The following is a 24001-nucleotide window of genomic DNA, read 5'->3' on the forward strand; positions in this document are numbered from 1 at the left end:
GGAAAAGGCAGCTCACGTTCATCATTTGCGCACTAACAAACCTTGCCGTGCCGTGTAGTTCTTATAACATAAGAGAGTGTTCTCATCAATTGAGAAGTAGCAAGCAGCGCCATGAAGCTTCCTTCGTTGGACTATACTTGCCCTGCTACACTGACCGAAGCGATCGCAACGCTCGCTGCCCATGATGGCGCGGCGAAAGTGATCGCCGGCGGCCAAAGCCTGATGCCGATGCTGGCCTTTCGATTGGCCGCGCCGAAGCTGCTGGTCGATATCGGCAGATTGCCTGATCTCAACCGGATCGATATTTCCGACGACGGTATCGATCTTGGTGCGTTGGTGACCTGGCGCATGATCGAGCGTGATACGCGCCTCGCGCGGGCTCATCCGCTATTGGCTGCTGCCATCGCGCATGTCGCACATTATCAGATCCGCAATCGGGGTACGGTCGGCGGCAGCCTCGCGCACGCCGATCCCGCAGCGGAAATGCCGGGCATCGCAGTGACATGCGATGCGGTGCTGACGATTGTCGGGACGAACGGAACGCGCATCGTGCCGGCGTCGACGTTCTTTCTCGGCAATCTGGAAACGGTGCTGGACCCGGATGAGTTGATCGTCAGCCTTCGCCTGCCGCCATGGCGGCGCGAGCGACGCTGGGGCTTTGCCGAGTTCGCCCGCCGCCGCGGCGATTTCGCCATGACTGGTGTCGCCGCCTATTACGATGTCGATCCGCAAGGCAACATCTCCGATGCACATGTCGGCGTCATCGGTGTCGCCGATCGTGCCGTCCGGCTGACCGATGTCGAGAAGGCGCTGAACGGCCAGCGATCCGGCGTCGAATTGATCCGACAGGTCGCAGAACTCGCGCGCGGCGCAGTCGATCCGCCCGATGATATCCATGCGGAAGGCGCCTATCGCCGCGAACTCGTCGGCGTCCTGCTCGAGCGCGTGCTCGCAAGCGCGGGTGACATCGCCATGCCGGAGGCCGCATGACAGGGGTGCCGGTTCATCTTCGCGTCAATGGATCATCTGCGACGATCACGGTCGAGCCGCGCATGACGCTGGCCGATGCGCTTCGCGAGGAACTCCGTCTCACCGGCACCCATCTCGGTTGCGAGCATGGGGTCTGCGGCGCCTGCACGGTGATCGTGGATGGTTTGGCGGTGCGCGCTTGCCTGATGCTGGGCGTGCAGGCGGAAGGGCGCGAGGTGATAACCGTGGAAGGGCTCGGCGATGTCGCGCATCTCGGCCCATTGCAGCGCGCATTCCGAAAGCACCATGCCCTGCAATGCGGCTTCTGCACCGCCGGCATTCTTACGACAGCGCATGCGCTGCTCATGGAAGAGCCGAATGCGGGTGAAGACCGGATTCGCGAAGTGATCTCCGGCAATCTGTGTCGTTGCACCGGTTATCTGCCGATCATCGCCGCCATCATCGAGGCGCGGGACGCCTATCGCGAGATGCAACGCGAGGCAGCCCAATGACGGAGCCTGTCAAACCCCTGATCGGCAGCGCGGTCGAGCGCATGGAAGACGCGCGCTTTCTTGCGGGCGCCGGCACTTTCGCGGACGATCTCCACCGCGACGGCATGCTGCATGCCGTGATCCTGCGCAGCTCGATCGCCCATGCACGCATCGTCGCGATCGATGCATCAGCGGCTCTGGGAGTAAAGGGCGTCCATGCCGTAATCACGGCTGCCGATATCGGCGCAGATATCCCGCTGATCCCGCTCCGTCTGGCGCCATTGCCCGCGTTCGAGCCGTTTCGACAGCCGGTCATCGCCATGGACAAGGTGCGCTATGTCGGCGAACCCATCGCGGTGATCGTCGCCGAAAGCCGTGCCCTGGCGGAAGATGCGCTTGAGGTGATCGACGTGCAGTTTGCAGCAGTGTCGGCCGTGACCGGATATGCGTCCGGCACAGAAGCCCTGTTCGCCGGTTCGGACGACAATATTGCCGCCCGCTATGATGCAGGGTTCGGAGACGTTGAGGCAGCTTTCGCTGCTGCCGATTATGTTCGTACCGAGCGCTTCAGCGTGCAGCGGCATACGGCCCTGCCGATGGAAACGCGGGGGCTGCTGGCGGAATGGGATCAGGTCTCGCGTCGTCTGGTCGTCACAGGCGCGACCAAGGTCACCTTTTACAACCGGCGCACATTGGCCGGCATGCTCGGCATGCGCGTCGAGGACATCGACCTGATCGAGATCGATGTCGGCGGCGGGTTCGGGGTGCGCGGCGAGTTCTATCCCGAAGATTTCCTGATCGCTTTCGTCGCGCGCAAGCTTGGATGCCCGGTCAAATGGATCGAGGATCGCCGCGAGCATCTGATGGCGATCAATCATTCGCGCGATGTCGCCTGCGAGTTGTCGATCGCCTGCGACAAGAACGGCATGTTTCTCGGCCTGCGCGGCAAGGTGTTCAGCGACATGGGCGCCTATATCCGCACCAATGGCGGTGTGGTGCCGGCCAAGGCCGCGCAGTTCCTGCCGGGGCCCTATCGCATTCCGCATGTCGGCGTGGCGGTCGAAGCGTTTCTCACCAACAAGACGCCGGTCGGGACGTATCGCGGCCCCGGGCGCTTCGAAGCCAATTTCTTCCGGGAGCGGTTGATCGACATGATCGCCGCCGATCTGGGCATGGATCCCGCCGACATCCGTCGCAAGAATCTCATCACCGAAGAAGAGCTGCCATATCCCATCGACGGGCTCGTGCCCTATGAGGGACCGACGGCCTACGACACCGGCGACTATCTCGCGGCCTTCCAGCGCGCGCTGGACGAGATCGGCTGGCAGGAGAAAAAGAGCCTGCAAGGAAGATTGATCGATGGCGTTCGTCACGGCATCGGGCTTGGCTGTTTCGTCGAAAGCGGTGGCGCCGGCCCCAAGGAAAATGCGCTGCTGACATTGCATGGCGACGGCGCATTGACCGTAGCCGTCGGCTCATCGGTCCTCGGGCAGGGGCTGGAAACCGTGCTTGGCCAGATCGCCGCCGATACATTGTCGATCCCGTTCGCGCGCATCCGCGTGCTGCATGGCTCGACGACATTGCTGCATGAAGGCTTTGGTACCTATCATTCGCGCGCGGTGGTGATGGGCGGCTCGGCCGTGCTCGATGCCGGCAAGAAACTGCGCGAGAAGGTGATAGAACTTGCGGCGGAGCGCTTGGGGCGACCGAACAGCGAGTTGATCATCCGCGATGGCGAGGTGATCGCTGCCAATGGCGCGACTGTCTCGCTGGCATCGCTCGCGCGGGACGGCGATATCTCGGCCGACGGGACATTCTCCAACACCGTGCGCACCTATAGCTACGGCACGCATGCGGCGCATGTGACGGTTGATCCTCGAACCGGGGCGGTGCAGATCCTCGATTATGTGGCCGTGGAAGATGTCGGTCATGCCATCAATCCGGCGATCGTTCATGGACAGGCGATCGGCGCCATCGTGCAGGGGCTCGGCGGCGTGTTTCTCGACCATCTGATCTATGATGATGACGGGCAGTTGCTCAATGCGTCCCTGGCCGATTATCTGGTGCCGACGGCGAGCGACTATCCGGCTTTGCGGGCGATCACGCTCGAACTGCGCCCGTCGCCGAGCAACCCGCTCGGCGCCAAGGGCGCCGGTGAAGGCGGCATCGTGGCCGTGGCCGCGGCGACGGCGAATGCCGTTGCGGCAGCCCTCGCGCCGCTGAATGTGGAGATCCATCATCTGCCGCTGACGCCGCCGCGTCTGTGGCGTCTCGTCAAGAACGCGCGTGACCGCGCCGCCGCTGCATAGGAACGACCGGTGCCCATCGATATCCATGCCCATTATGTTCCGCCGCAGCTGTTGTCCGCCATCGAGGGGCGCGGCGCCATGTGCGGCGTCAGGCTGTTGCCTGCCGGCAATGGTCGCCCGCCGGCACTGGGGTTTGATTATGGCTTCAGGGTCCGGCCGTTCTTTCCGCAACTCGTCGAGCCGGTCGCGCAGCGGCGTGCCAGCCTCGATCGTCAGGGGCTTGACCGGCAACTCGTCGCAACCTGGCCTGATATCTATGGTTACGGTCTCGAATCCGGCGCCTGCGCCCAATGGCACCGCATGCTCAACGACACGCTGGCGGAATGGAGCCACGACAATAGCGACCGCTTCTCATTCGTCGCCTCGGTCCCGCTTGTCGATGCCGAGGACGCGGCTGTCGAACTGGAGCGCGCCACCGGCCTCGGTGCCGTGGCGGTGATGGTCCCTGCCAATATCGAAGGCGTCAATATCGGCGAGAAAGCTCTCGACCCGTTCTGGGCCAAGGCGGAAGCGCTCGGTCTTCCCGTGATCCTGCATCCGGTTCTGGTTGATCCGGCGCCGCGTGCGGCAAAATTCGCGCTGACGCAGATCGCGCAATACACATTCGATACCACGCTCGGCATCGGCTCGATCCTGCTGTCCGGCGTGCTCGATCGATTTCCGTCGCTTGCGCTGGTGCTAAGCCATGGCGGCGGAGCCTTCCCATATCTGCTCGGCCGCTTCGATGTGATGCATGAGCGGATGGACAAGGCAGCGCAGGGCGATGTCGCACAGCTGGCGCCGTCCGCCTATGCGGCCCGCATCGGCTATGACACGATCGTGCATGCGCCGAAGGCGTTGCGATTTCTGGCCGATACGGTTGGTATCGAGCGCGTGGCGCTCGGCACTGACGAGTCCTTTCCACCTGCGGATCGCGATCCGGTCGCGAGTGTAAAAGCCGCGGGTTTTTCGCCGGCCGATGTCGAACTGATTACTGAAATCAATCCAAGGCGCCTGTTTCCACGTCTTCCCTGAAACCGCGGCGTGTCGCCGCTCATTGCATGTCAGAGGATCGATCAATGCTGAAACATTTGCTCGTCGTCGCTGTCGTCGCACTCGGATCGCTTGGCAGTTCGTACGCCCAGACGATGAAGACCGTCAAGGTCGGCACCACCAATCTGTCGTCGGATATCGGCCTGTTTCTCGCGGAGAAGCGGGGCTACTTCAAGGATGAGGGGCTCAAGGTCGAGCTGATCCCGTTCGATGCCGGGGCCAAGATGGTGGCGCCGCTGGGGGCTGGTGATCTCGATGCCGGCGCGGGCGCTGCATCCGCCGGGCTCTACAACGCCGTCAATCGCGGTTTGAAACTGAAAATGGTCGCCGACAAGGGCACCAACATTGCCGGCTATAGCTACAAGGCACTGATGGTGCGCAAGGACCTGATCGATTCCGGTGCGTTCAAGTCGCTGGCCGATCTGAAGGGAAAGAAGGTTGCCATCATTGCCAATGGCGCGGCTGATGAATCGGTGATCAATCAGGCGCTGAAGAAGGCCGGCTTGAAAGACGATGATATCGAGAAGGTGTTCCTGCCATTTCCGCAGCATCTGACCGCTTTCGCCAACAAGGCGATCGATGCCTCGATCTCTGCCGAGCCCGGCATCACCGCCATGGTGCGCAACGGCGCCGCCGTCCGTTTCGTCGGCCTCGACGATTTCTATCCGGTGCAGCAGACCGCGATGTTGCTCATCAACGGCAAATTTGCCGAGGATCGCAGGACGGTGACGGCTTTTCTCAAGGCCTATCTGCGTGGCGTCCGTGATTACGCGGCGACCTTGAAGGATGGAAAAATCGCCGGGCCGGGTGCCGAAGCGATGATCAAGGACATCGCCGAAATGACAGGGATCAAGGACGTGTCCCTGCTGCATCAGATGGTGCCGGTTTTCATCGATCCCGACGGGCAGATCAATCGCGCGAGTGTCGAGACCGATCTCGCTTATTTCAAGTCCCGTGGTCTGGTCGCCGGTGATATTTCGACCGAGGGCGTCATCGATCTCTCCTTCGTCAATGAATTGAAGCCGGTGCTGGGCCCATTCAAGGCATCGAACTGAATGGCCTGAAGGGATTCCTGGCGATGCAAACGATCACTCCGATGCCGTCATTGGATCAGTCCGCAGCACCCAAGATCAGTCTGCGGAACGTGTCCAAGCGCCATGGCGCGCAATTGGCATTGGACAAGATCACTCTGGACATTCCGTCCAGCACGTTCTTCGTCGTGGTCGGCCCGAGCGGTTGTGGCAAGACGACATTGCTGCGCATGCTGGCCGGTCTCGACGCGCCATCCGACGGCGAAATGCGCATCGGCGATCCGCAGCCCGGGCACCCACAGAATGCGATGGTGTTCCAGGGCGACTCGCTGTTTCCCTGGATGACGGTGTGGGACAATGCTGCTTACGGCCTGAAGATGCGCCATGTCCCATCCACGCGGATTGCCGAGGTGGTCGGGCATTTCCTGAACAAGACCGGGATGTATGGCGCGCGAAGCCTCTATCCGCATCAGCTTTCCGGCGGCATGCGCCAGCGCGTCTCGATCGCGCGCGCCTTTGCAAACGATCCCGACATTCTGCTGATGGACGAGCCGTTCTCTGCGCTCGATGAGCAGAACAAGGTACTGCTGCATGAGGAACTGCTGCGGATCTGGGAGGAAACCCGCAAGACCGTGGTGTTCATCACCCACAGTGTCGATGAGGCCGTGACGCTCGGCGATCGCATCATGGTGATGACGGCGGGACCGGGGCGCATCAAGACGATCGTGCCGGTCGATTTGCCGCGTCCGCGCAATGTGGTCGAGCTTCGGCATATGCCCGCCTATGGCGAGCTGGTCTATGACATCTGGGCGCAGTTGCGCGAGGAAGTCGATCGCGCGCGCAGCCGCGAGCCCGGAGGCCGTGCATGAGCGTCGCGGGATCGAAGCCTTTCATGAACGATCGCGTCATCAGCATCCTCTCGCCATTGATCCTGCTCGGACTGTGGGAAATTTGCGCGCGCACGGGGCTCATCGATGTCCGGTTCTTCCCGGCACCGTCGAACGTCATCCGGCATCTGGTCGAGATGATCGGATCGGGCGATCTGTGGCGACATCTGGCAGCCAGCCTCTATCGTCTCGTCGTCGGATTCTTCGTCGGCTGCATACCGGCGATCGTGATCGGCCTCGCCATCGGTCTCTATCGTCCGGTGCGCGCAGCATTCGATCCGTTGATCTCGGCCACCTATCCCATTCCGAAAAGCTCGCTGCTGCCGCTGATCCTGCTCATCTTCGGACTTGGCGAAAGTTCGAAGATCGCCATGGTTGCGATCGGTGTCTTTTATCCGGTTGTGATCAATACGGCGGCCGGCGTGCGCCAGATCGCGCCGATCTTTCTAGATGTCGGGCAAAATTTTGGCGCCAGTCGTTTCAACATGTTCCGCACTGTGGCGTTGCCCGGTGCGCTGCCGATGATCATGACCGGCGTGAAGCTCGGCGCCGGCATGGGCCTGGTGCTGATCGCCATCGCCGAGATGGTGGGCGCCAAGAGCGGCCTCGGCTACATGATCTGGAATGCCTGGGAGCTGTTCGACGTCCAAACCATGTATGTCGGCCTGTTCGTCATCGCGATCATCGGCTTCCTGCTCAATGCCGGCTTCGACATGCTCGAGCGTGTGATCGTGCCGTGGCGCAAGGGCTGAGGCGGGCTAACAGCTCGCCGTCTGCCTGAGCGTATCGGCAACATGCAGGATCTGGTGACGGATATTGGTCGCCGCTGTCACTTCCCAGAACGCGCCGCGCGTCGCATGACCGATGGCATAGAGTCCGGGCTGAACAGTCCCCGAACCATCCTTGATCTGGCAGGTCGTGTCGACATCCAGCCCGAGGCCGTTATTGCCGATCCGGGCGATGCCAGTCGCAAGCAGGGATTTGACCAGTGGATTGTCGATGCGATCGTAACGTTCTTCGGGGCCGGTACAGTTCAGGATCCAGTCGGCCGTCATCTCCAACGATTGTCCGCCGCGACGACGAAGCTCCAGGTCATAGCCCGTCGGTGTTGCCTGTGCCTTGACGATCCGGCCAGCCAGCACGGTGAGACGTTGTTCGCTCTGCAACTGGTTCAGCAATGTTGCGACATCCGGCGCAAGTCGATGTCGGTGTACCAGCCAGATCGCGCGCAGATGGCGTGAGAAGCGCTCACGTTCATCCTGCGACGCATCTGTCCACAAGCGGGCGATCTGCAACCGGAACGTATCGACCGATGTCTGCCACGGAATGCCGGCCGCCATCTTGCGTCGCGCATCCGCGAGCAAACGTGCAAAGATGCCGCGCGTGGTTGGTTCGGGCCACGTTTCGAGAGGGGCAGGATCGGTCTGGCTCGGTGCATCGATGAGCGGCAGCAATCCGCGCCGCGAGATCATGGTGATGGGCTGCTGCAGGCCGCGACGATGCAGGTCGATCACTACATCGACGGCTGTCGCACCGGTGCCGATCACCAGCACGCGATCATTCATGCCGATCGGATCGAGCGCTCCTGGCGCCCAGACATCGGTGATCGAGCGCGATGACGGCGCAATACCAGGGAATGGCGACGGTGGCGGATTGCCGAGACAAAGAAAGACCAGATCGAATGTCTGGCGATTGCCGGCCGCATTCGTCAATTCATATGCAGATTGTTGGCGGCTGATATGCGTGATGACATCGGTCCGCATGACGGCTCGGCCGCGCGCGACGACATCAGAGAGTTGCGCGGCGATGTAGTCGCCGTAAACCGAGCGCGACACGAACGAGTCTGAATAGTCGCGCCAGTCCGCCTGTTGGGTCGCGGTGAGCCAATCGACAAAGCCTTCCGCGTCCTCTGCACCGACGCCGCCCATTTTATAGGCGGGAACATTGATGCGGTGCCACGGCGACTTGGCGGAATAGGCAAGGCCGCGGCCAAATGCAGCGTCTCGATCGAAAATCGCGATGGATTCGATCCGCGGGATGGTTGCAAGTGCGATTGCTGCGAGTGAACCCGCAACGCCTCCACCGACAATAGCGACACGCCATCGCCCAGCATTCGGTATCAATGCGTTGTTGTGCTGTAAAAGAATGATCGGCTCTTTAGTGGCGTCAAGGGAGCCGATTTATTCCACGTGGCGCTATCCCTGCACAAGCCCCCCACACGATAGCTACCCCGATCGCGTGAGGGATGATGTGCTCAACTTCAATGCAGGGATTGCTCGGCAGCCCGCAAGACGTCGATCGGGCTCCAGGGTTTGGCCATAAAGAGGGTGCCGTCGGGGAGCCTGCGAACACGCGGTGCCCCGGACGTGACGACGACTTGCAGATTCGGATAACGCTGCTTGGCGAGATAAGCGAGTTCGATGCCGTCCATCATGCCCGCGAGTTCGACGTCGGTGAAGACCATCGAGACATTGTCGCCTGATTCTTCGAGAACGAGCACGGCAGCCTCCGCGCTCTCGCATTCGATGACGTCCATCTCGCTTTCTTCGAGCAGCAGGCTGACGAGCGTGCGTTGCGCCTCGTCGTTCTCGACCACCAATGCAGTTGACCGGTGTGCATATCCCATGGGGAACCTCCGTGGTTGTTGCGACAGGAGGGCAATGCGCCAATTCATCTGGAGTTCATCAATAAGGCAGGGTTCCCGCAAGCAATATTGCTGGCATGTTTGCAGCGGGATGGCCGATATGCGCGTGGTTCAATCCGCGATCCGGATCTCTGATGCCTTGATCGCCTGCATCGATTGCGGCAGCAGATAGGGTGTTCCGTTGTCAGACTGAGCAACGGCAACATCGATATGGAACACGCGCCGTACTACGTCACTCGTGATCGTTTCGCTCGGCGTGCCTTCTGCGGCAATAGCGCCATCGCACATGACGACGATGCGATCGGCGAAGCGGATGGCGAGATTGAGATCGTGCAACACCGCAACGACTGCCGTGCCGTTACGCGCGCGTTGTTTGGATGTCTCCACCAATGCGATCTGGTGACGAAGGTCGAGGCTCGATGTCGGCTCATCCAGCATCAGCACTCCGGGGCCGCGCGCGGCCTCGCCGCACGCGAGCTGCACGAGGATACGGGCAAAATGCGCGCGCTGCTGTTCGCCGCCGGACAGTGTCGGCAATTCGCGATGCCGGAATGCATCGAGACCGACTTCGGCGATCGCGTCGTCGATCAGTTTTTGCGTCGCTGCAAGCGGACGATTGCCGCGCCCCATGCGAACGACTTCCTCGACCGTGAAGGGGAAGCTGACGGTGATGTGCTGCGACAGCATCGCGCGTTGCAGAGCGAGATCTGAAGGCGACCACGCGTCGATGTTGCGTCCGTTCAGCGCGACCGTGCCGCGCGACGGGCGCAGGTCGGCGGACAGCAACCGCAGCAAGGTTGATTTGCCGGCACCATTCGGGCCGACGATCGCGACCATTTCGCCGCTGCGGAGCGACAGATCGACATCCCGAAGCAATGTCGCTTGCCCGAGCGACAGCGAAACGCCGGATGCTGTGAGCAGCGCCGTCACAGCCCCACCAATCCACGCTGACGCAGCAGGATGAGCAGGAAGATTGGAGCACCAACTGCCGCGGTGAGAATGCCGATCGGCATTTCAGCGGGGGCCACGATGGTGCGGGCGAGCGTATCGGCGCCGACCAGCAGGCTGGCGCCGAGCACGATCGATGAGGGGAGTAGGAGGCGATGGCCGGGGCCAATCATCAGCCGCAACAGATGCGGCACGACGATGCCGACGAAGCCGACCACGCCGCAGACCGAGACCGCGACGCCGGTCATGGCGGAGATGATGACGATGCAGATGCGCTTGAGGCGTTCGACATCGATGCCTGAGTGAAATGCTTCAGATTCACCGAGGATCAGCACATCGAGGCCACGATGGATGAAGGCCATCCCGATCAGCCCGATGGCGAATACCGGCACGATGGTTGCCGCCTTGCTCCAGGTGGCTCCGCTGAGCGAGCCGAGCAGCCAGAAGGTAATGTCGCGCAACTGGCGGTCGTCGGCGATGAAGACGAGCAGGCCGATGCCCGCATTGGCGATGGCCGCAATCGCGAGGCCGGCGAGCAGGAAGATCGCGATCGATGTGCGGCCGCTGCGCGTGGCGATCCGATAGAGGATGATGGTGGTGAGCAGCGAGCCAAGAAAGGCTGCAAGCGGCAGCAGGACCGGCTGCATGAACTGCAGATGGACGGCATAGCGGCTATCGCTGATCACGATGGCGCTGGCTGCGGCAAAGGCGCCGCCGCTGGAGACGCCGACCAGCGCCGGATCTGCAAGCGGATTACGAAACAGCCCCTGCATGATGGCGCCGGCCGCGCCAAGGATGCCGCCGATCATGGCCGTCACGGCAATACGCGGCAGGCGGATCGACCACAGGATCAATTGATCGCGGGCATGAAACGCATCGCCGGCACCGGGCGCTGTGAGCCCAAGTGCGGCCGGCAGGCGCGCAACGGGAATGCCGGCTGCGCCGATCGTGGTGGCAACAACGGTGGTGAGCAACAGGAAGGCAACGAGACCGCTGACGATGAGCAGGGCAGACGGCCGTCGCACATGTCCCTTGGCCCGGACAAAGGCGCTCGGCTTGATCTCGGCGAGGCTCATGTCACTGGCGGCAATTGGCGGTCGGCGCGGCCGGCTGGAATGCGGTGGCGTCTTTCGACAGCGCCGGATCGATCTTGAGCGCCAGATCGCGCGCTGCGGCGGCCGTACGCGGGCCGAAGCCGAGAAGATAGAGACCATCCATGGCGGCAAAGCTCTTGCTCTTCGCCGCCGGAGTCAATGCAAAACCGGGACTGGCGAAGATCGCATCGGCTTGAACCGCGTCCCGGCTGCGCTCCATGGAGAGGATATGATCGGGCCGGGCGGCAGCGATCGCCTCGTCGCTCATCACCTTGTAGCCATCGAAACCGTCAGCGACATTGACGGCGCCTGCCAGCTTGATGATCTCGTGAGCGGCCGTCTTCTGTCCGGCCACCATGGCGCGGCCATCGACAAAGGACATCACGAACATCACACGCGGCGGTGTCGTCACCTTGGCGCGCAGATCGCGCAGCGAAGCAAGATCGGCCTCGACGGATTTGGCGAGGCATTCGCCACGTGCCTCCAGCCCGGTGACCTTCGCCACCATCCGGATTTTCTCGATTATGCCCGCTTCGGAATGGGCATCAGGCACGAGGATCAGCGGAATTTTGGCGGCATCGATGACATCGATCGTTTCTTTTGGACCGGAGCCGGCAATCGCCAGCACAAGCTGCGGGTTAAGGCCGAGAACGCCTTCCGCCGAAAGTTGCCGCATATAGCCGACATTGGGTTTGTCAGCCGTCGCCTGTGGCGGATAGAGGCTGGTGGTGTCGATGGCGACGATCCGGTCCTGGGCGCCAAGTGCGTAGAGGATCTCGGTGACGGCACCGCCGATCGAGACGATGCGGGTCGGGTGTCCGATGGTGACATCGCGGCCGCGGGCGTCGCGAATGACGACATCTTCAGCCGCCGCTGCAGCCGATAGAGCCAGGCAGCCGCTCAGCGCTGCGCATTGCAGCATGCGCGTGAGAGCGCCACGGCGCGGGCGCAGTGAGGCGGTCATTTGGTTAGGATCAACTTGTTCTGGAATGTCAGGCGCAGCCGATAGGTGTCCTCGCCATGCGTGATCAGCAATTCGCGCTGGTCGGCAAAGAGCTCTTTGCTGTCCATGCGGTCGCCATTCACGAAGATGCTGCGCTGCGCTTCAGCTTTGATGCCAGCGGCATTGCGGCCGTCGTGAGAACCCGTGTCCATCGTGTCAATCTGCCCGGTCGATGAAAGTCGTCAGGCAGTTATAGGTTTCGACGCCCGGCATCGCCAAGCGTTGCAGTCTATAATCAATGTAAACAGCCGGGCGATCGGTTGACCGTTTCGTAACAGACCCTTAATCGAAAGTGGCGGTTTGGTGGCGGGGGCCACCGACTCATATGCGTTCGCGAGCCAGCAAGCCTGCCTTTTGTGCAGCGTCAGCCAGCCAAGATCATCGTCTTTTTTACTTGGGGAAGTTTTCATGGCTCTCGCGGGCAGGACGAAGTGCGCCTTATTGCTGGGCGTGTCGGTCGTGGTTTTGGGGACGTTCAGCGCGCAGGTCGCGTTTGCGCAGACGGCCGAGACCGTGCAGCCGGCGAAGCCAAAGCCGAAGAAGAAGCGAGTGGCCGCGCCGCAGGCCGTTTTCCCGGAGCCCGTGCGCAATGCCAATGCCCAGGTCGGGCGCCAGACCACGCAATCCCTCGATGAAATCACGGTGACGGCATCGAAGACGCAGGAGCGCGCGATCGACGCGCTGGCTCCGGTCAGCGTTGTCACGCTGCAGCAGATCCAGGGGCGTCAGGCCTCGACCGTTGGCGATCTCATTTACAACATGCCCGGTGTCTGGCTGCAGGATCGCGGCGATGAGCCGTCGACCTCGATCAATATCCGCGGTCTGCAGGATTTTGGCCGCGTCGCGGTCGTCGTTGATGGTGCCCGTCAGAATTATCAACGCACCGGCCACTTCGCCAACGGCTCGTTCTATCTCAACCCAGAATTGATTGGCGGCATCGACATCACACGCGGCCCGACTGCAAATATCTACGGATCCGGCGCCATCGGTGGTGTCGCGTCGTTCCGTACAAAGGATATTCAGGACGTCTTGCGTCCTGGCGAGGTCTGGGGCGTTGACGTCAACACGGTGTTCGGCAGCAATACTGCGCGCTCGATGAATTCGGCTTTCGGTGGTGTGCGCATCAACCCGAATGTCGACTTCTTCGCCGGCGGCACCTATTCGACCCAGGAAAACTATCGCGACGGCAGCGGCGTCGAGGTCTCGAACACCTGGAACAGGCTGTCGAGCGGTCTCGCCAAGCTGACTATTCGTCCCGCTGACGGGCACGAGGTCAAGCTCGGTACCGTCATCCAGCAAGACATCTACAATGTCGGCCAGCCGGCACGTCGCGCCGGTCTGCCTAATTCGGCAGGCGGTGCCATTGGCACCGGTACGTCTGTCTTCGCTACCAATGTGAAGAACTATATGACCACCCTGGGGTGGACCTATTCGCAGCCGGACGACAAGCTGTTCGACTGGGATGCCAAGGTCTACTGGAACCGCACTGAAAACAACCAGGTGAAGGTCTCGCATAACGGCACGACTGCGCTTGGAAATTGCGTCGGTGTCGGCCTCGGAAATAACATCACGGGCTGTGTCGGCGACCAGCGTGGATACGAAATCGATACGTTCGGCTTCGACGTGCACAATACGTCTCGCTTCGAGTTCGGCGACTGGCGACATGCATTGACCTATGGCGCGGACGGCTTCCGCGACGAGGTCAAGACTTCCGACTCGCACGGCAATTCCAATATCACGACCCCAGGTGGCGAACGGACCGTCACCGGTGGCTTCGTGCAGTGGAAGGCCAATTACACCTCGCTGCTGGAGGTCGTGGGTGCGCTTCGCTACGATAACTACACGCTCTCGTCGGTGTTGGGCAGCACGAGCGGCGATCGTCTCTCGCCAAAGATCACGGTGGGCCTGCTCCCAACAGGCGTCATCACGCCTTATGTAAGCTATGCTGAAGGGTACCGCGCGCCGTCCATCACGGAATCGCTAATCTCCGGCGCGCATGTGGCAACCAGCACCGGCGCCGGTGACTTCAATCGCTGCGCCGACGGCACCCGCGGTTACTTCTGCTTCATTCCGAATACGGCGCTGCGTCCCGAAGTCGGCAAGAACAAGGAGTTCGGTCTTAATATCAAAAAGGATAGCCTGTTTGTCGCTGGCGACACGTTCCGCGGCAAGGTCAATGTCTTCCGCAACGACATCGAGGATTACATCAATCCGACGCTGTTTACGGGGGCACCCTTCAACAGCTTCCCGCCGGTCCCTGGTTTGTTCCCGACTACCTACTATCAATATCAGAACATCCCCAATGCCCGCATCCAGGGCGTGGAAGTCGAGACCATGTACGACGCCAGCGCGTACTTCGTCGGTGTGTCGGCCAGCTTCCAGGAAGGCAAGAACACGCAGACGAATGTCGGTCTTCTGACTATTCCGTCGCAGAAGGTGACGACGACGGCCGGCGTGCGCCTGTTCGAGAACACCGTGACGCTCTCCATGATGTGGACATCGGTGAAGGCGAATACCGACCTTCCGGCGGGCAGCATCGCGGCAACGTCGTATGACCTCGTCAATCTGTATGTTGCCGCCAAGCCGACGCCGAATTTGACGGTGACGGGATCGATCGAGAACCTGCTCAATTCCTACTATCGTCCCTATGCCGTTCCTGGTCCCGATCTCGGCTCCGGCCTCGCGCAGAACGACGTGCTGTGGGCCAGCGCCGGTGCAGGCATCGTGTTCAAGGGCGGTCTGAAGTACCACTTCGGTGGTTGAAGATCAGGGATGATCACGGCCGCTGCGGCCTGATCAAAACCTCCGAAGCCGCGTCGATGTCCCGACGCGGCTTCTTCCATGTTTGATCAGCATCACAAAACGGCTAGTAGTCTTGGGTTAGACAAGCCGATCATCAGGAGAAAACCCATGTTCATCGCCATGAACCGCTTTCAGGTCAAAACCGGCTCGGAGTCTGCCTTCGAAAATATCTGGGCATCGCGTGAATCCTATCTCAGCGAATTGCCGGGTTTCGTCGAATTCCATCTGCTGAAGGGTCCCGTGGCCGAGGATCACACGCTGTATTCCTCGCACACGGTCTGGGCGGCCAAGGCGGATTTCGAGAACTGGACCAAGTCCGAGCAGTTCCGCAAGGCGCATGCGCGCGCCGATAACAAGTCGGAAGGTGCGAGCCTGTATCTTGGCCATCCGAAGTTCGAGGGCTTCGAGGTGATCCAGACCGAGAAGAACAGCAAAGCAGCCTGATCGCGCTGCGCCTCACGATCGATCACGGAGTTCGTCATGTCGAATGCTGATGTCGCCGCTCTCAAGGCTCATATGGCGGAGAATCCCGGCGCCGTGATCGAGACCGTTGCGCGCGAGCGCGGCGTCACGCCGCGTGTCGTCATCGAGGCGTTGCCGCCGGAGATGGTCAAGATCGGCGGTGGTGCGGATGCGTTCGTCAGCGCGATGCAGGACATCGCCCAATGGGGCGAGGTGACGCTGATCGTCCATACCGACGACGGCATCTTCGAAACCACGGCGCCGCTGTCGCCCGGCAGCCTCGGCCACGGTTACTATAATCTCACCGAGCCGAAGGGCCTGCACGGCCATCTGCGCCATGAACGCTGCGGCGGCGTCGCCTTTGTCGAGCGGCCGTTCATGGGCAAGTCCTCGGCTTTCGTCGCCTTCCTGAATGTGGACGGGGGCGTGATGTTCAAGGTCTTTGTCGGGCGTGATGAGACACGGGCGCTGAAGGCTGATCAGCTCGCGCGGTTTCATGCTTTGGCGGCGAAGATCGCAGCCTGAATCAATCGTCGAGCTCCTTCATCCGCGCCATCAGCATTTCGGCCACGAGCCGGGTCGAAGGCGAGGCGATCCGTGCCGCGAGCTGGACGAGGGTGACCTGGGTCGCCTCCAGCCGCTTGTCGCGCAGCGGGACTGCGATCAGGTGACCCGCATTGATCGATCCCATGGCGGAAACCATTGGCAGAAAGGTCGCCAGATCGGTTCGTGCCGTGATGGTCTGGGTAAAGGCCAGCGAATTGGTCTCGCTGCACATGTCCAATTGAATGCCCGTCTGTGCGCAGGATTTGTCGAGCTCCTGACGAATGCCGAATGACGTGTCGGGCAGGATCACGCGCAAGCCTGCGAGATCCTTCATGCGCAATGACGGCTGACCCGCCAGCGGATGCCTGGGCGAGACGATCAGGCAGACGGGTTGGCGCATGCGGCCGAGTTCGTTGAGATCGCGCCGGTTGGCGCGACCAAAGATCAGGCCGAGATCGACGTCGTTCTGCCCGACCAGCTCCACCACATCGCGAGAGCCGACAGCTGTGACGGACAGCGCGATTCCGGGATAGCGTTGCGAGAGATCGGTGAAGACACCCGGCAGGAAGTCCGACAGCATGCCCTCAACCGTTGCGATCTTCACCTGGCCGCGGCGCAGCGATGCGAATTCCTCGACCTGGCTGCGCAGGCCCTCGAGCTGGCTGCGGTTCTCTATTGCATAGCGATAGAGCACATGGCCGGCATCGGTCAGGTTCATGCCGCGTGCGCCGCGCTCGAACAGTTTGACGGCCAGTTCTTCCTCAAGCCCCTGCACCTGTCGGCTGATGGCGGACGGAGCAATCCGCAACGCCGCGGCGGCCTGTTTGATCGAGCCGCATTCGGTAACCACGCGAAAATAGCGGATGGCAGTGGACTCGATCATCAGGCGGCCCTCTCGCGGCGTGCCCGCTGCGGCGGCAGGGACTGGCTAGCGTTCTGATTTTCAGATCGGCTGCATCGAAATTCAATGCTTTTATTCGATATCTAAATTTGACAGTCTTTCCGTCAGGTCAAAGTCACCGTCCCTGATGGAGAACGTGAATGTTTCGCCTCCGGTCTGCCTTCCCGACACGCATTTCAGCCTCTCTCGCGCTGGCGGTGGCCGGCTTCGCCGCGGCGACCACGGTCGCCTCGGCCCAGGATGTCATCCGCTTCGGCGCGCCGCTGCCGATCACCGGCCCGCTGGCGCCGGAAGCGGTGAAGCAGCAACAGGGCTACGATCTCTGGGCCGAACAGGCCAACAAGGCCGGCGGCATCAATGTCGGCGGCAAGAAATACAAGGTCGAGATCGTCTATTCCGACTACCAGTCGAACACGCCGCGCTCGGTGCAGACCACCGAACAGATGATCACCCAGGAAAAGGTGAACTTCATGTTCGGCCCGTTCGGTTCGGGCGCTGCAAAAGCTGCGAGCACGATCGCCGAAAAATACAAGATGCCGATGCTGGCTGCGACGGCGTCGTCGGTGCAGGTCTATGACCAGAACTATAAATATCTGTTCGGCACCTTCACCCCGAATGACACGCTGACCACGCCGCTGACCAAGCTGGTCAAGGCGAAAGCTGCTGACGTCAAGAAGGTTGCGATCCTCGCCCGCAACGATCTGTTCCCGCTCGCCATCGCGCAGGAGATGGAGAAGTCGGCCAAGGAGAACGGGCTCGAAGTCGTCTATTTCGAGAAATACGCCATCAACACGCTCGATCACTCGGCGACGCTCTCGCAGATCAAGTCGCTGGCGCCGCAGTGGATCTTTGTCACCGGCTACACCAATGATCTTCTGCTCGTTCGCAAGCAGATGGCCGATCAGCAGATCAAGGCTGGCGTCGTGACCATGATCGCCGGCCCGGCCTATCAGGAGTTCATCGATTCCGCAGGCCCGACAGCTGAAAACATCTCGAGCGCGTCCTGGTGGCATCCGGCCGAAAAATATGACGGCAAGGATATCTTCGGCTCCACCGCGAATTTCGTGAAACTGTTCAAGGACAAGTACAAGGCGGAGCCGGACTATGCCCATGCATCGGCCGCGGTCTGCGGCGCGCTGTTCCAGATGGCCATCGAGAAGGCCGGCTCGCTGGATCGCGACAAGGTGCGTGATGAACTTGCCAAGATGGATGTCGTGACCTTCTGGGGCCCGGTTAAATTCGGCGCCAACGGCCAGATCAATTCGCTCGAACCTCCGGTCTTCCAGATCCAGGGCGGTAAGCCGATCGTGCTGTTTCCCGAAGCGATCAAGCAGGGCGACTTCAAGCTCGGCGTGAATTGATGTCGTCATTGCGAGCGCAGCGAAGCAATCCAGTTCTTTCTTCACTTGGCTCTGGATTGCTTCGTCGCTTCGCGCCTCGCAATGACGACGGATGTTTCTGAGACGTCTCGGAGAGACATACTGACATGCTGGCCATCCAGGTTCTCATCAACGCACTCGTACTCGGGTGCCTCTATGCCTGTATCGCCATCGGCTTCTCGCTGGTCTGGGGCGTTCTCAACGTCATCAACCTGATCCACGGTTCGTTCATCGTGCTCGGCGCTTATCTGGCCTGGGGCGCATATAATTCGCTCGGGCTGTCGCCGTGGTATTCGCTGCTCATCGCAGCGCCGGCCTTCTTCATCTTCGGCTATGTGCTGCAGCGGCTGCTGCTCAATCGCGTCATCACCGCACCGGTGCTGGTGACGCTGACGCTGACCTTCGGGCTCGATCTGATCCTGAACAATGCGATGATCTATTACTTCAAGGCGGATTACCGGAAGCTGATCCTCAGCCCGCCGACCGGCTCGATCTCGATCCTCGATGTCGTCGTGCCGATCGATCGTTTGATCGCCACGGGTGCTGCGCTGTTCCTGACATTCCTGCTCTATCTGCTGCTCCGCCGCTCCAAGGTCGGCCGCGCTATCGTAGCCGTCCGCCTCGATCGCGATGCCGCCGTGCTGATGGGCGTGGATGTCAAATCCATCTATGCCGTCGCCTTCGGTCTCGGCGCGGCGCTTGCCGGCTGCGCTGGTGTGCTGATGGCGCTGATTTTCCCGATCTCGCCGCTCACCTCATCGGCCTATCTCGGCAAGGCTTTTGTCGTCTGCGTGCTCGGTGGTCTCGGCAGCGTCTCCGGTGCGTTGGCCGGCGGCATTCTGCTGGCCCTGGTCGAAGGCATCGGTTCGGTCTATCTCGGTCCTGCCCATGCGGTGACCCTGTCTTTCGTTCTGTTGATCGTGTTCCTCATCGTCAGGCCGCAGGGCCTGCTTGGCCGGAAGGGCTTTGAATGACCCGGTCTCACATCGCCCTGTTCGGTTTTCTCGCCTGCGTCGCGGCGCTGCCGCTGTTCGGAGAGGCCTATGCACTCAGGCTCGGCACCATCGCCTGCATGTATGCGGTGTTCGCGCTGTCCTGGAACATCGTCGGCGGCTTCGCCGGTTATCCGTCATTCGCAACGGCCGCCTTCTTCGGGCTTGGCGCCTACACGACCGGAATCCTCATGAACAAGGGCGCGCCCTTGCTCGTATCGGTCGGCGTGTCGCTGGTGTTCTGCCTGCTGCTGGCAGCTGCGTTCGGCGCCGTGCTGCTGCGTCTGCGCGGGCACTACTTTGCGATCGCCTCACTGTCGCTCGTCGAAGTGTTCCGCGAACTCGTCAACAACGCGACCGATCTCACCGGTGGTGGCATGGGCCTCAACATCCCGCTGGTGTCGGGGTCGAGCGTGATGTCGGACGCGACCTTTTTCTTCTACGCCATGTGGGGCCTGCTGCTGATCACGGCGATCACCGTCACCATCGTGGCGACCTCGAAGCTCGGCTTCGGGCTGAACTGCATCCGCCAGAACGAGACCGCGGCCACGATGGTCGGTCTCAATGCGACGCTCTACAAGGCGATTGCTTTCGGTCTCTCGGCCTGTTTCGTCGGCGCCGCCGGTGGGCTTTATGCCGCCTGGGTGCATTACATCGATCCGTCCGACGTGTTCGATATCCTCTATTCGGTGAAGCCGATCGTGATGGCGCTGATGGGCGGGCTTGGCTCGCCGCTCGGTGTGGTGTTTGGCGCCTTCCTTTATCTCGGCCTCGAAGAGGTGGTCTGGCGCAACTATATCCAGATCCATTCCGGCGTCCTCGGCGTGCTGATCATCCTGCTGCTGCTGTTCCTGCCGCATGGTCTGGTGTCGCTGCGGATCGAAAAAATCCGGCAGGCGCTGTTCGGACGAAAGGCCAGCCATGTCTGAGCCCGCGCACGAAATCCTGCATCTCAGCAATGTCTCCCGTCATTTCAGTGGCCTGAAGGCACTCAGCGATGTCTCGCTATCGGTGAACAAAGGTGAAGTCGTCGGCCTGATCGGCCCGAATGGCGCTGGCAAGACCACGCTGGTGAACACGATCTGCGGTGTGACGCCTGCGTCGTCCGGTGTCGTGACGTTCGACGGCAAGGACATCACACGCATCAAGACCTACCAGTCCGCGCGCATGGGCCTGTCGCGCACGTTCCAGATCGTGCAGCCCTTCGCCGAATATTCGGCGCTCGACAATGTCGCGGCGGCTGCCTTGTTCTCGCAGCCCGGCGAAAGCCTGAAGTCGGCGCGTGAAGCTGCGCGCGCGCATCTCTCATTCGTCGGCCTCGATGCACAGGCGGACCAGCCGGCGGCAACGCTAACGCTCGCCATGCGCAAGCGGCTGGAACTCGCCAAGGCGCTGGCGATGAAGCCAAAGCTGCTGTTCCTCGACGAGGTCAATGCTGGCCTCAACAGCGCCGAAGTCGAGCGCGCCACCAAGCTCATCCATCAGCTCGCGGCCGACGGCATCACCATCGTGATGATCGAGCATCTGATGAAAGTGGTGCTGAATGTCTGCACGCGCATCGCGGTGCTGCATAACGGCCGGCTGATCGCCGACGGCGCGCCGCGCGACATCATCAAGGATCCCGCTGTCGTCGATGCCTATCTCGGCCAGCAATATGCACAACGGAACGCCGCCCGTGGCTGATCATCCGATGCTCGAACTCAAAGAGGTCTGCGCCGGCTACGGTGAGATCCAGGTGCTGTGGGGCATCGACATGGTGGTGCGCTCCGGCGAGATCACCGCGCTGATCGGCTCCAATGGCGCGGGGAAAACCACGCTGATGCGCGCGCTGTCCGGCCTGATCAATCGGCAATCGGGCAGCTACGTCTCCGAAGGCGTCGATCTGTCGAACGCATCGGCCGCTGCAATCCTCGCCCATGGCATCGTCCACGTGCCCGAAGGCCGCCGCCTGTTCGGCGCCATGAGCATCGAGGACAATCTTCTGATGGGCGCCTATTCGCGCAAGGCGAGTAGCGTTGAACTCAAGCGCGACATCGATCGCGTCTACACGACATTTCCCAAGCTTCGTGAGCGTCGCAACCAAGCGGCCGCGACACTCTCGGGGGGCGAGCAACAGATGTGTGCCATCGGCCGCGGCCTGATGAGCGCGCCGCGCCTGCTGATGATCGACGAATTGTCACTCGGCCTGTCGCCATTGCTGGTCGAGCAGCTTGTCGCAGCACTGCGCCAGCTGAATTCCGAAGGCATGTCCATCCTGCTGGTCGAGCAGGACGTCACCACGGCGCTGGATCTCTGCCACCACGCCTACATCATGGACATGGGCCGCATCGTGCGGGCCGGGCAGGGCGCCGAGCTTCTCGCCGATCCCATCATCCGCGACGCCTATCTCGGCGTTCTCGAAGACTGACCACCGTTTCATCCGAAAGAGGCCATCATGACCGCAACTGTCGAAGCTCCCAATAGCGGCTACCGCTACATGCCCGGCGTATTCCAGTATTCCTGCGGCGTCGGCGCGCTGCCGGGCTTCACGCTGGAGCGCGTCCGCTTCTCGAAAGTGGTGCCGCTGAAGGAAGGCTTTGCGAAGATCGCCGAGATCATCAAGGCGGCTGGCCGGCCGCTGACGTCCTTCGCAGCCTGCGAACTCCGCTCGCCCGCGCCCTTCACCGAACAGGGCTTTATCGATTTCAACGAGATCTACATCAAGACCCTCGAAGACTGGGGCATCATGAAGGACCGCGTGAATCCGATCGCGCGCAGCAATGTCTGTCCGAAGATCGATCCGCCGTCGGCGCCGGGCTTCTACGCCTTTTCCTTCACGACCGTGGCACCGGATGCGCCGCCGTCCTTCGTCATTGCAGGCAGCGGCGAGGCGACCGAAGGCAAGGGCAACTATCGCGACCACACGGTGCGGTTCGGCGACACCAGCCCGTCAGGCATGCTGGAAAAGGCGAAGTTCGTTCTCAATGAGATGGAACGCCGCATGAGCGCCTTCTCCGGTGACTGGAGCCAGACCACGGGCGCCCAGCTCTATACGGTGCAGGACGTGTACCCGATCCTCGAAAGCGAGCTCGGCCGCCGCGGCGTGTTCCGCCACGGCCTGACCTGGCACTTCAACCGGCCGCCGATCGAAGGGCTGGAATATGAAATGGACTGCCGTTGCGTTCATAACGAACGCGTGGTCGAGGTCTGACGATCGTCTTTCCGGATGACCTCGTGATCCGGCTCATGTAAAAGCCCTTCACATGAGCTGGCACAAGGACCGTCGCGGCGAACGCGGCTATCACCACGGCAATCTGAAGGAGGCGCTGCTGCAGGCAGCGCTTGGGCTGATCGCCGAGAAGGGGCCGGCAGGCTTCACCTTTGCCGATGCCGCGCGCACGGCAGGGGTCAGCGCTGCCGCGCCGTATCGCCACTTTCGCGACCGGGACGATCTGCTGGCCAATATCGCCCAGCGCGGTTTTGAGCAGTTCGAGCAGACGCTGGCGCAGGCCTGGGATGACGGCCGGCCGAACACGGTCACGGCCTTCGAGCGCTTGGGCAAGGCCTATCTCGCCTTCGCCCGTAATGAGCCCGCTTTCTATTCAGCCATGTTCGAATCCGGCATTCCCGCGGATTCCAGCCTTGAATTGACGGCTGCCGGCGAACGCGCCTTTGGCGTCATTCGCGCCGCGGCCGAGCGTCTCGCAGCGCTTACGCCGCCTGGCGTGCCGCGTCCACCGGCGCTGATGATGGCGTTGCATATCTGGTCGATGTCCCACGGTATCGCCTCGCTGTTCGGCCGCGGCGATGCCGCCCGCCGCAAACTGCCGATGTCACCGGACGATCTGCTGGAAGCGGGTGCGCTGATTTATTTGCGCGGACTGGGTTTCCCGACCGACCAAAAGCCGTCCGAAAACGACAAAGCATCAGTGCCGAAATCCGGCCCCTGGGGCGCGGCGCCCAAATAGTCGCAGGCCACCTCTCGATTATGTGAGCGGCTGGCCCGGTGCCCGCCTTGACAAAAACGGGCCGTGCTTTACGTATGTAAATGTTATTTACATTCACAAGCGGCATGGTGCCGCCGATGGAGAGGAAGATGTCCGACACCGCAGATCTCAATCGCTGGGGCCGTCGCCCTTACGATGAGCGCGTGACCTATGGCCTTCGTTCGCCATGGAGCATCGTGCTGGTTGTTCTTGGTTTCATCGTCTGGTGGCCGATTGGCCTCGCACTTCTCTTCTTCAAACTCGGGAGCAGAAACATGGGTTGCTGGGATCGTCAGGGTCGTTTCGAACACAAGATGCAGCGGATGCAGGACAAGATGGAGCGCATGCGCGGCCGCATGGAGAGCCGCGGTTTTGGCGGCTTCGGCTTCGGCGAGCCGACCTCGGGCAACCGCGCCTTCGACGAATATCGCGTCGAAACGCTGCGCCGCCTCGAAGAGGAGCAGCATGAGTTCAAGAGCTTCCTCGAGCGCCTGCGTCACGCCAAGGACAAGGAAGAGTTCGACCAGTTCATGGCCCAGCACCGCC

At 61.6% G+C, this 24001-nt stretch carries 25 protein-coding genes; 18 read left to right on the plus strand and 7 right to left on the minus strand.

The annotated features are described in order from the left end of the window. Positions 1–111 precede the first annotated feature (111 nt). The 7 genes from ACIQ2A_RS14280 to ACIQ2A_RS14310 are packed head-to-tail and all read left to right on the plus strand — an operon-like array spanning position 112 to position 7471. A complete protein-coding gene (locus ACIQ2A_RS14280) occupies positions 112–990 on the plus strand; it encodes an FAD binding domain-containing protein (protein ID WP_398480187.1) in 879 nt (292 codons plus the stop codon). Next, on the plus strand, positions 987–1481 hold the full coding sequence (locus tag ACIQ2A_RS14285; protein WP_398480189.1) for a (2Fe-2S)-binding protein: 495 nt from the start codon (positions 987–989) through the stop codon (positions 1479–1481). Before ACIQ2A_RS14280 ends, ACIQ2A_RS14285 begins: the two co-directional genes overlap by 4 nt. Next, complete coding sequence (locus ACIQ2A_RS14290) at positions 1478–3769, plus strand: xanthine dehydrogenase family protein molybdopterin-binding subunit (RefSeq protein WP_398480191.1); 2292 nt, start codon at positions 1478–1480, stop codon at positions 3767–3769. The genes ACIQ2A_RS14285 and ACIQ2A_RS14290 overlap by 4 nt, the downstream gene beginning before the upstream one ends. 9 nt (positions 3770–3778) lie before the next feature. Then, positions 3779–4783, plus strand: coding sequence for an amidohydrolase family protein (locus ACIQ2A_RS14295; RefSeq protein WP_398480193.1), 1005 nt, complete (start codon positions 3779–3781; stop codon positions 4781–4783). A gap of 44 nt (positions 4784–4827) precedes the next feature. Continuing rightward, on the plus strand, positions 4828–5856 hold the full coding sequence (locus tag ACIQ2A_RS14300; RefSeq protein ID WP_398480195.1) for an ABC transporter substrate-binding protein: 1029 nt from the start codon (positions 4828–4830) through the stop codon (positions 5854–5856). A 23-nt stretch (positions 5857–5879) separates the two neighbouring features. Further along, positions 5880–6701 carry an ABC transporter ATP-binding protein gene (locus tag ACIQ2A_RS14305; RefSeq protein WP_398480197.1) on the plus strand — a complete coding sequence of 274 codons (822 nt, stop codon included), beginning with the start codon at positions 5880–5882 and terminating at the stop codon, positions 6699–6701. After that, complete coding sequence (locus ACIQ2A_RS14310) at positions 6698–7471, plus strand: ABC transporter permease (protein ID WP_398480199.1); 774 nt, start codon at positions 6698–6700, stop codon at positions 7469–7471. The genes ACIQ2A_RS14305 and ACIQ2A_RS14310 overlap by 4 nt, the downstream gene beginning before the upstream one ends. Before the next feature lie 6 nt (positions 7472–7477). Here the strand turns inward: ACIQ2A_RS14310 and ACIQ2A_RS14315 are convergent, their stop codons facing one another. From ACIQ2A_RS14315 to hemP, 6 genes are all read right to left on the minus strand, one after another. After that, complete coding sequence (locus ACIQ2A_RS14315; protein WP_398480201.1) at positions 7478–8842, minus strand: FAD/NAD(P)-binding protein; 1365 nt, start codon at positions 8840–8842, stop codon at positions 7478–7480. Positions 8843–8979: 137 nt separating this feature from the next. After that, a complete protein-coding gene (locus ACIQ2A_RS14320) occupies positions 8980–9345 on the minus strand; it encodes a response regulator (protein ID WP_398480235.1) in 366 nt (121 codons plus the stop codon). 129 nt (positions 9346–9474) lie between these two features. Then, entirely contained in the window at positions 9475–10293 is an 819-nt protein-coding gene (locus tag ACIQ2A_RS14325) for a heme ABC transporter ATP-binding protein (protein WP_398480203.1), read from the minus strand. Then, on the minus strand, positions 10290–11387 hold the full coding sequence (locus tag ACIQ2A_RS14330) for a FecCD family ABC transporter permease (RefSeq protein WP_398480205.1): 1098 nt from the start codon (positions 11385–11387) through the stop codon (positions 10290–10292). Before ACIQ2A_RS14330 ends, ACIQ2A_RS14325 begins: the two co-directional genes overlap by 4 nt. 1 nt (position 11388) lies before the next feature. Continuing rightward, on the minus strand, positions 11389–12369 hold the full coding sequence (locus ACIQ2A_RS14335) for a hemin ABC transporter substrate-binding protein (protein ID WP_398480207.1): 981 nt from the start codon (positions 12367–12369) through the stop codon (positions 11389–11391). Next, positions 12366–12560 (minus strand): hemin uptake protein HemP, encoded by a 195-nt coding sequence (gene hemP, locus ACIQ2A_RS14340; RefSeq protein ID WP_398480209.1) that lies wholly within the window; start codon positions 12558–12560, stop codon positions 12366–12368. Before hemP ends, ACIQ2A_RS14335 begins: the two co-directional genes overlap by 4 nt. A gap of 256 nt (positions 12561–12816) precedes the next feature. Here hemP and ACIQ2A_RS14345 point away from each other — a divergent pair, with 256 nt between their 5' ends. From ACIQ2A_RS14345 to hutX, 3 genes are all read left to right on the plus strand, one after another. Next, on the plus strand, positions 12817–15171 hold the full coding sequence (locus ACIQ2A_RS14345) for a TonB-dependent hemoglobin/transferrin/lactoferrin family receptor (RefSeq protein WP_398480211.1): 2355 nt from the start codon (positions 12817–12819) through the stop codon (positions 15169–15171). Between the two features lie 147 nt (positions 15172–15318). Further along, entirely contained in the window at positions 15319–15654 is a 336-nt protein-coding gene (locus tag ACIQ2A_RS14350; RefSeq protein ID WP_398480213.1) for an antibiotic biosynthesis monooxygenase family protein, read from the plus strand. A gap of 36 nt (positions 15655–15690) precedes the next feature. Next, positions 15691–16197 (plus strand): heme utilization cystosolic carrier protein HutX, encoded by a 507-nt coding sequence (hutX, locus tag ACIQ2A_RS14355; RefSeq protein WP_398480216.1) that lies wholly within the window; start codon positions 15691–15693, stop codon positions 16195–16197. Position 16198: 1 nt separating this feature from the next. On the opposite strand, the gene ACIQ2A_RS14360 is transcribed toward hutX, so the two are convergent. Next, positions 16199–17101 (minus strand): LysR family transcriptional regulator, encoded by a 903-nt coding sequence (locus ACIQ2A_RS14360; RefSeq protein ID WP_398480218.1) that lies wholly within the window; start codon positions 17099–17101, stop codon positions 16199–16201. Between the two features lie 158 nt (positions 17102–17259). Between ACIQ2A_RS14360 and ACIQ2A_RS14365 the strand changes: the two genes are divergently transcribed. From ACIQ2A_RS14365 to ACIQ2A_RS14400, 8 genes are all read left to right on the plus strand, one after another. Next, positions 17260–18480, plus strand: coding sequence for an amino acid ABC transporter substrate-binding protein (locus tag ACIQ2A_RS14365; protein WP_398480220.1), 1221 nt, complete (start codon positions 17260–17262; stop codon positions 18478–18480). A 125-nt stretch (positions 18481–18605) separates the two neighbouring features. Continuing rightward, positions 18606–19472 carry a branched-chain amino acid ABC transporter permease gene (locus tag ACIQ2A_RS14370; RefSeq protein ID WP_398480222.1) on the plus strand — a complete coding sequence of 289 codons (867 nt, stop codon included), beginning with the start codon at positions 18606–18608 and terminating at the stop codon, positions 19470–19472. Beyond that, entirely contained in the window at positions 19469–20419 is a 951-nt protein-coding gene (locus tag ACIQ2A_RS14375) for a branched-chain amino acid ABC transporter permease (protein WP_398480225.1), read from the plus strand. Before ACIQ2A_RS14370 ends, ACIQ2A_RS14375 begins: the two co-directional genes overlap by 4 nt. Further along, complete coding sequence (locus tag ACIQ2A_RS14380; protein WP_398480227.1) at positions 20412–21173, plus strand: ABC transporter ATP-binding protein; 762 nt, start codon at positions 20412–20414, stop codon at positions 21171–21173. Before ACIQ2A_RS14375 ends, ACIQ2A_RS14380 begins: the two co-directional genes overlap by 8 nt. Before the next feature lie 7 nt (positions 21174–21180). Then, a complete protein-coding gene (locus tag ACIQ2A_RS14385) occupies positions 21181–21897 on the plus strand; it encodes an ABC transporter ATP-binding protein (protein ID WP_398480237.1) in 717 nt (238 codons plus the stop codon). Positions 21898–21924: 27 nt separating this feature from the next. Further along, entirely contained in the window at positions 21925–22680 is a 756-nt protein-coding gene (locus tag ACIQ2A_RS14390) for a hypothetical protein (protein WP_398480229.1), read from the plus strand. Positions 22681–22732: 52 nt separating this feature from the next. Beyond that, entirely contained in the window at positions 22733–23437 is a 705-nt protein-coding gene (locus ACIQ2A_RS14395) for a TetR/AcrR family transcriptional regulator (protein WP_398480231.1), read from the plus strand. Between the two features lie 128 nt (positions 23438–23565). Beyond that, positions 23566–24001: DUF2852 domain-containing protein (locus ACIQ2A_RS14400; protein ID WP_398480233.1), on the plus strand; the 436-nt coding region annotated here is incomplete at its 3' end.

The sequence above is a fragment of the Tardiphaga sp. genome (assembly GCF_044336785.1).
Taxonomy (GTDB): domain Bacteria; phylum Pseudomonadota; class Alphaproteobacteria; order Rhizobiales; family Xanthobacteraceae; genus Tardiphaga.

Excerpts from the sequence above, each read along its gene's own strand:
- ACIQ2A_RS14395 (WP_398480231.1), top strand. The coding sequence starts at position 22,733 with ATGAGCTGGCACAAGGACCGTCGCGGCGAACGCGGCTATCACCACGGC.
- ACIQ2A_RS14335 (WP_398480207.1), bottom strand. The coding sequence starts at position 12,369 with ATGACCGCCTCACTGCGCCCGCGCCGTGGCGCTCTCACGCGCATGCTG.
- ACIQ2A_RS14290 (WP_398480191.1), top strand. The coding sequence starts at position 1,478 with ATGACGGAGCCTGTCAAACCCCTGATCGGCAGCGCGGTCGAGCGCATG.
- ACIQ2A_RS14285 (WP_398480189.1), top strand. The coding sequence starts at position 987 with ATGACAGGGGTGCCGGTTCATCTTCGCGTCAATGGATCATCTGCGACG.
- ACIQ2A_RS14310 (WP_398480199.1), top strand. The coding sequence starts at position 6,698 with ATGAGCGTCGCGGGATCGAAGCCTTTCATGAACGATCGCGTCATCAGC.
- ACIQ2A_RS14360 (WP_398480218.1), bottom strand. The coding sequence starts at position 17,101 with ATGATCGAGTCCACTGCCATCCGCTATTTTCGCGTGGTTACCGAATGC.
- ACIQ2A_RS14300 (WP_398480195.1), top strand. The coding sequence starts at position 4,828 with ATGCTGAAACATTTGCTCGTCGTCGCTGTCGTCGCACTCGGATCGCTT.
- ACIQ2A_RS14375 (WP_398480225.1), top strand. The coding sequence starts at position 19,469 with ATGACCCGGTCTCACATCGCCCTGTTCGGTTTTCTCGCCTGCGTCGCG.
- hemP (WP_398480209.1), bottom strand. The coding sequence starts at position 12,560 with ATGGACACGGGTTCTCACGACGGCCGCAATGCCGCTGGCATCAAAGCT.
- hutX (WP_398480216.1), top strand. The coding sequence starts at position 15,691 with ATGTCGAATGCTGATGTCGCCGCTCTCAAGGCTCATATGGCGGAGAAT.
- ACIQ2A_RS14385 (WP_398480237.1), top strand. The coding sequence starts at position 21,181 with ATGCTCGAACTCAAAGAGGTCTGCGCCGGCTACGGTGAGATCCAGGTG.
- ACIQ2A_RS14380 (WP_398480227.1), top strand. The coding sequence starts at position 20,412 with ATGTCTGAGCCCGCGCACGAAATCCTGCATCTCAGCAATGTCTCCCGT.
- ACIQ2A_RS14350 (WP_398480213.1), top strand. The coding sequence starts at position 15,319 with ATGTTCATCGCCATGAACCGCTTTCAGGTCAAAACCGGCTCGGAGTCT.
- ACIQ2A_RS14330 (WP_398480205.1), bottom strand. The coding sequence starts at position 11,387 with ATGAGCCTCGCCGAGATCAAGCCGAGCGCCTTTGTCCGGGCCAAGGGA.
- ACIQ2A_RS14390 (WP_398480229.1), top strand. The coding sequence starts at position 21,925 with ATGACCGCAACTGTCGAAGCTCCCAATAGCGGCTACCGCTACATGCCC.
- ACIQ2A_RS14280 (WP_398480187.1), top strand. The coding sequence starts at position 112 with ATGAAGCTTCCTTCGTTGGACTATACTTGCCCTGCTACACTGACCGAA.
- ACIQ2A_RS14365 (WP_398480220.1), top strand. The coding sequence starts at position 17,260 with ATGTTTCGCCTCCGGTCTGCCTTCCCGACACGCATTTCAGCCTCTCTC.
- ACIQ2A_RS14320 (WP_398480235.1), bottom strand. The coding sequence starts at position 9,345 with ATGGGATATGCACACCGGTCAACTGCATTGGTGGTCGAGAACGACGAG.
- ACIQ2A_RS14370 (WP_398480222.1), top strand. The coding sequence starts at position 18,606 with ATGCTGGCCATCCAGGTTCTCATCAACGCACTCGTACTCGGGTGCCTC.
- ACIQ2A_RS14345 (WP_398480211.1), top strand. The coding sequence starts at position 12,817 with ATGGCTCTCGCGGGCAGGACGAAGTGCGCCTTATTGCTGGGCGTGTCG.
- ACIQ2A_RS14305 (WP_398480197.1), top strand. The coding sequence starts at position 5,880 with ATGCAAACGATCACTCCGATGCCGTCATTGGATCAGTCCGCAGCACCC.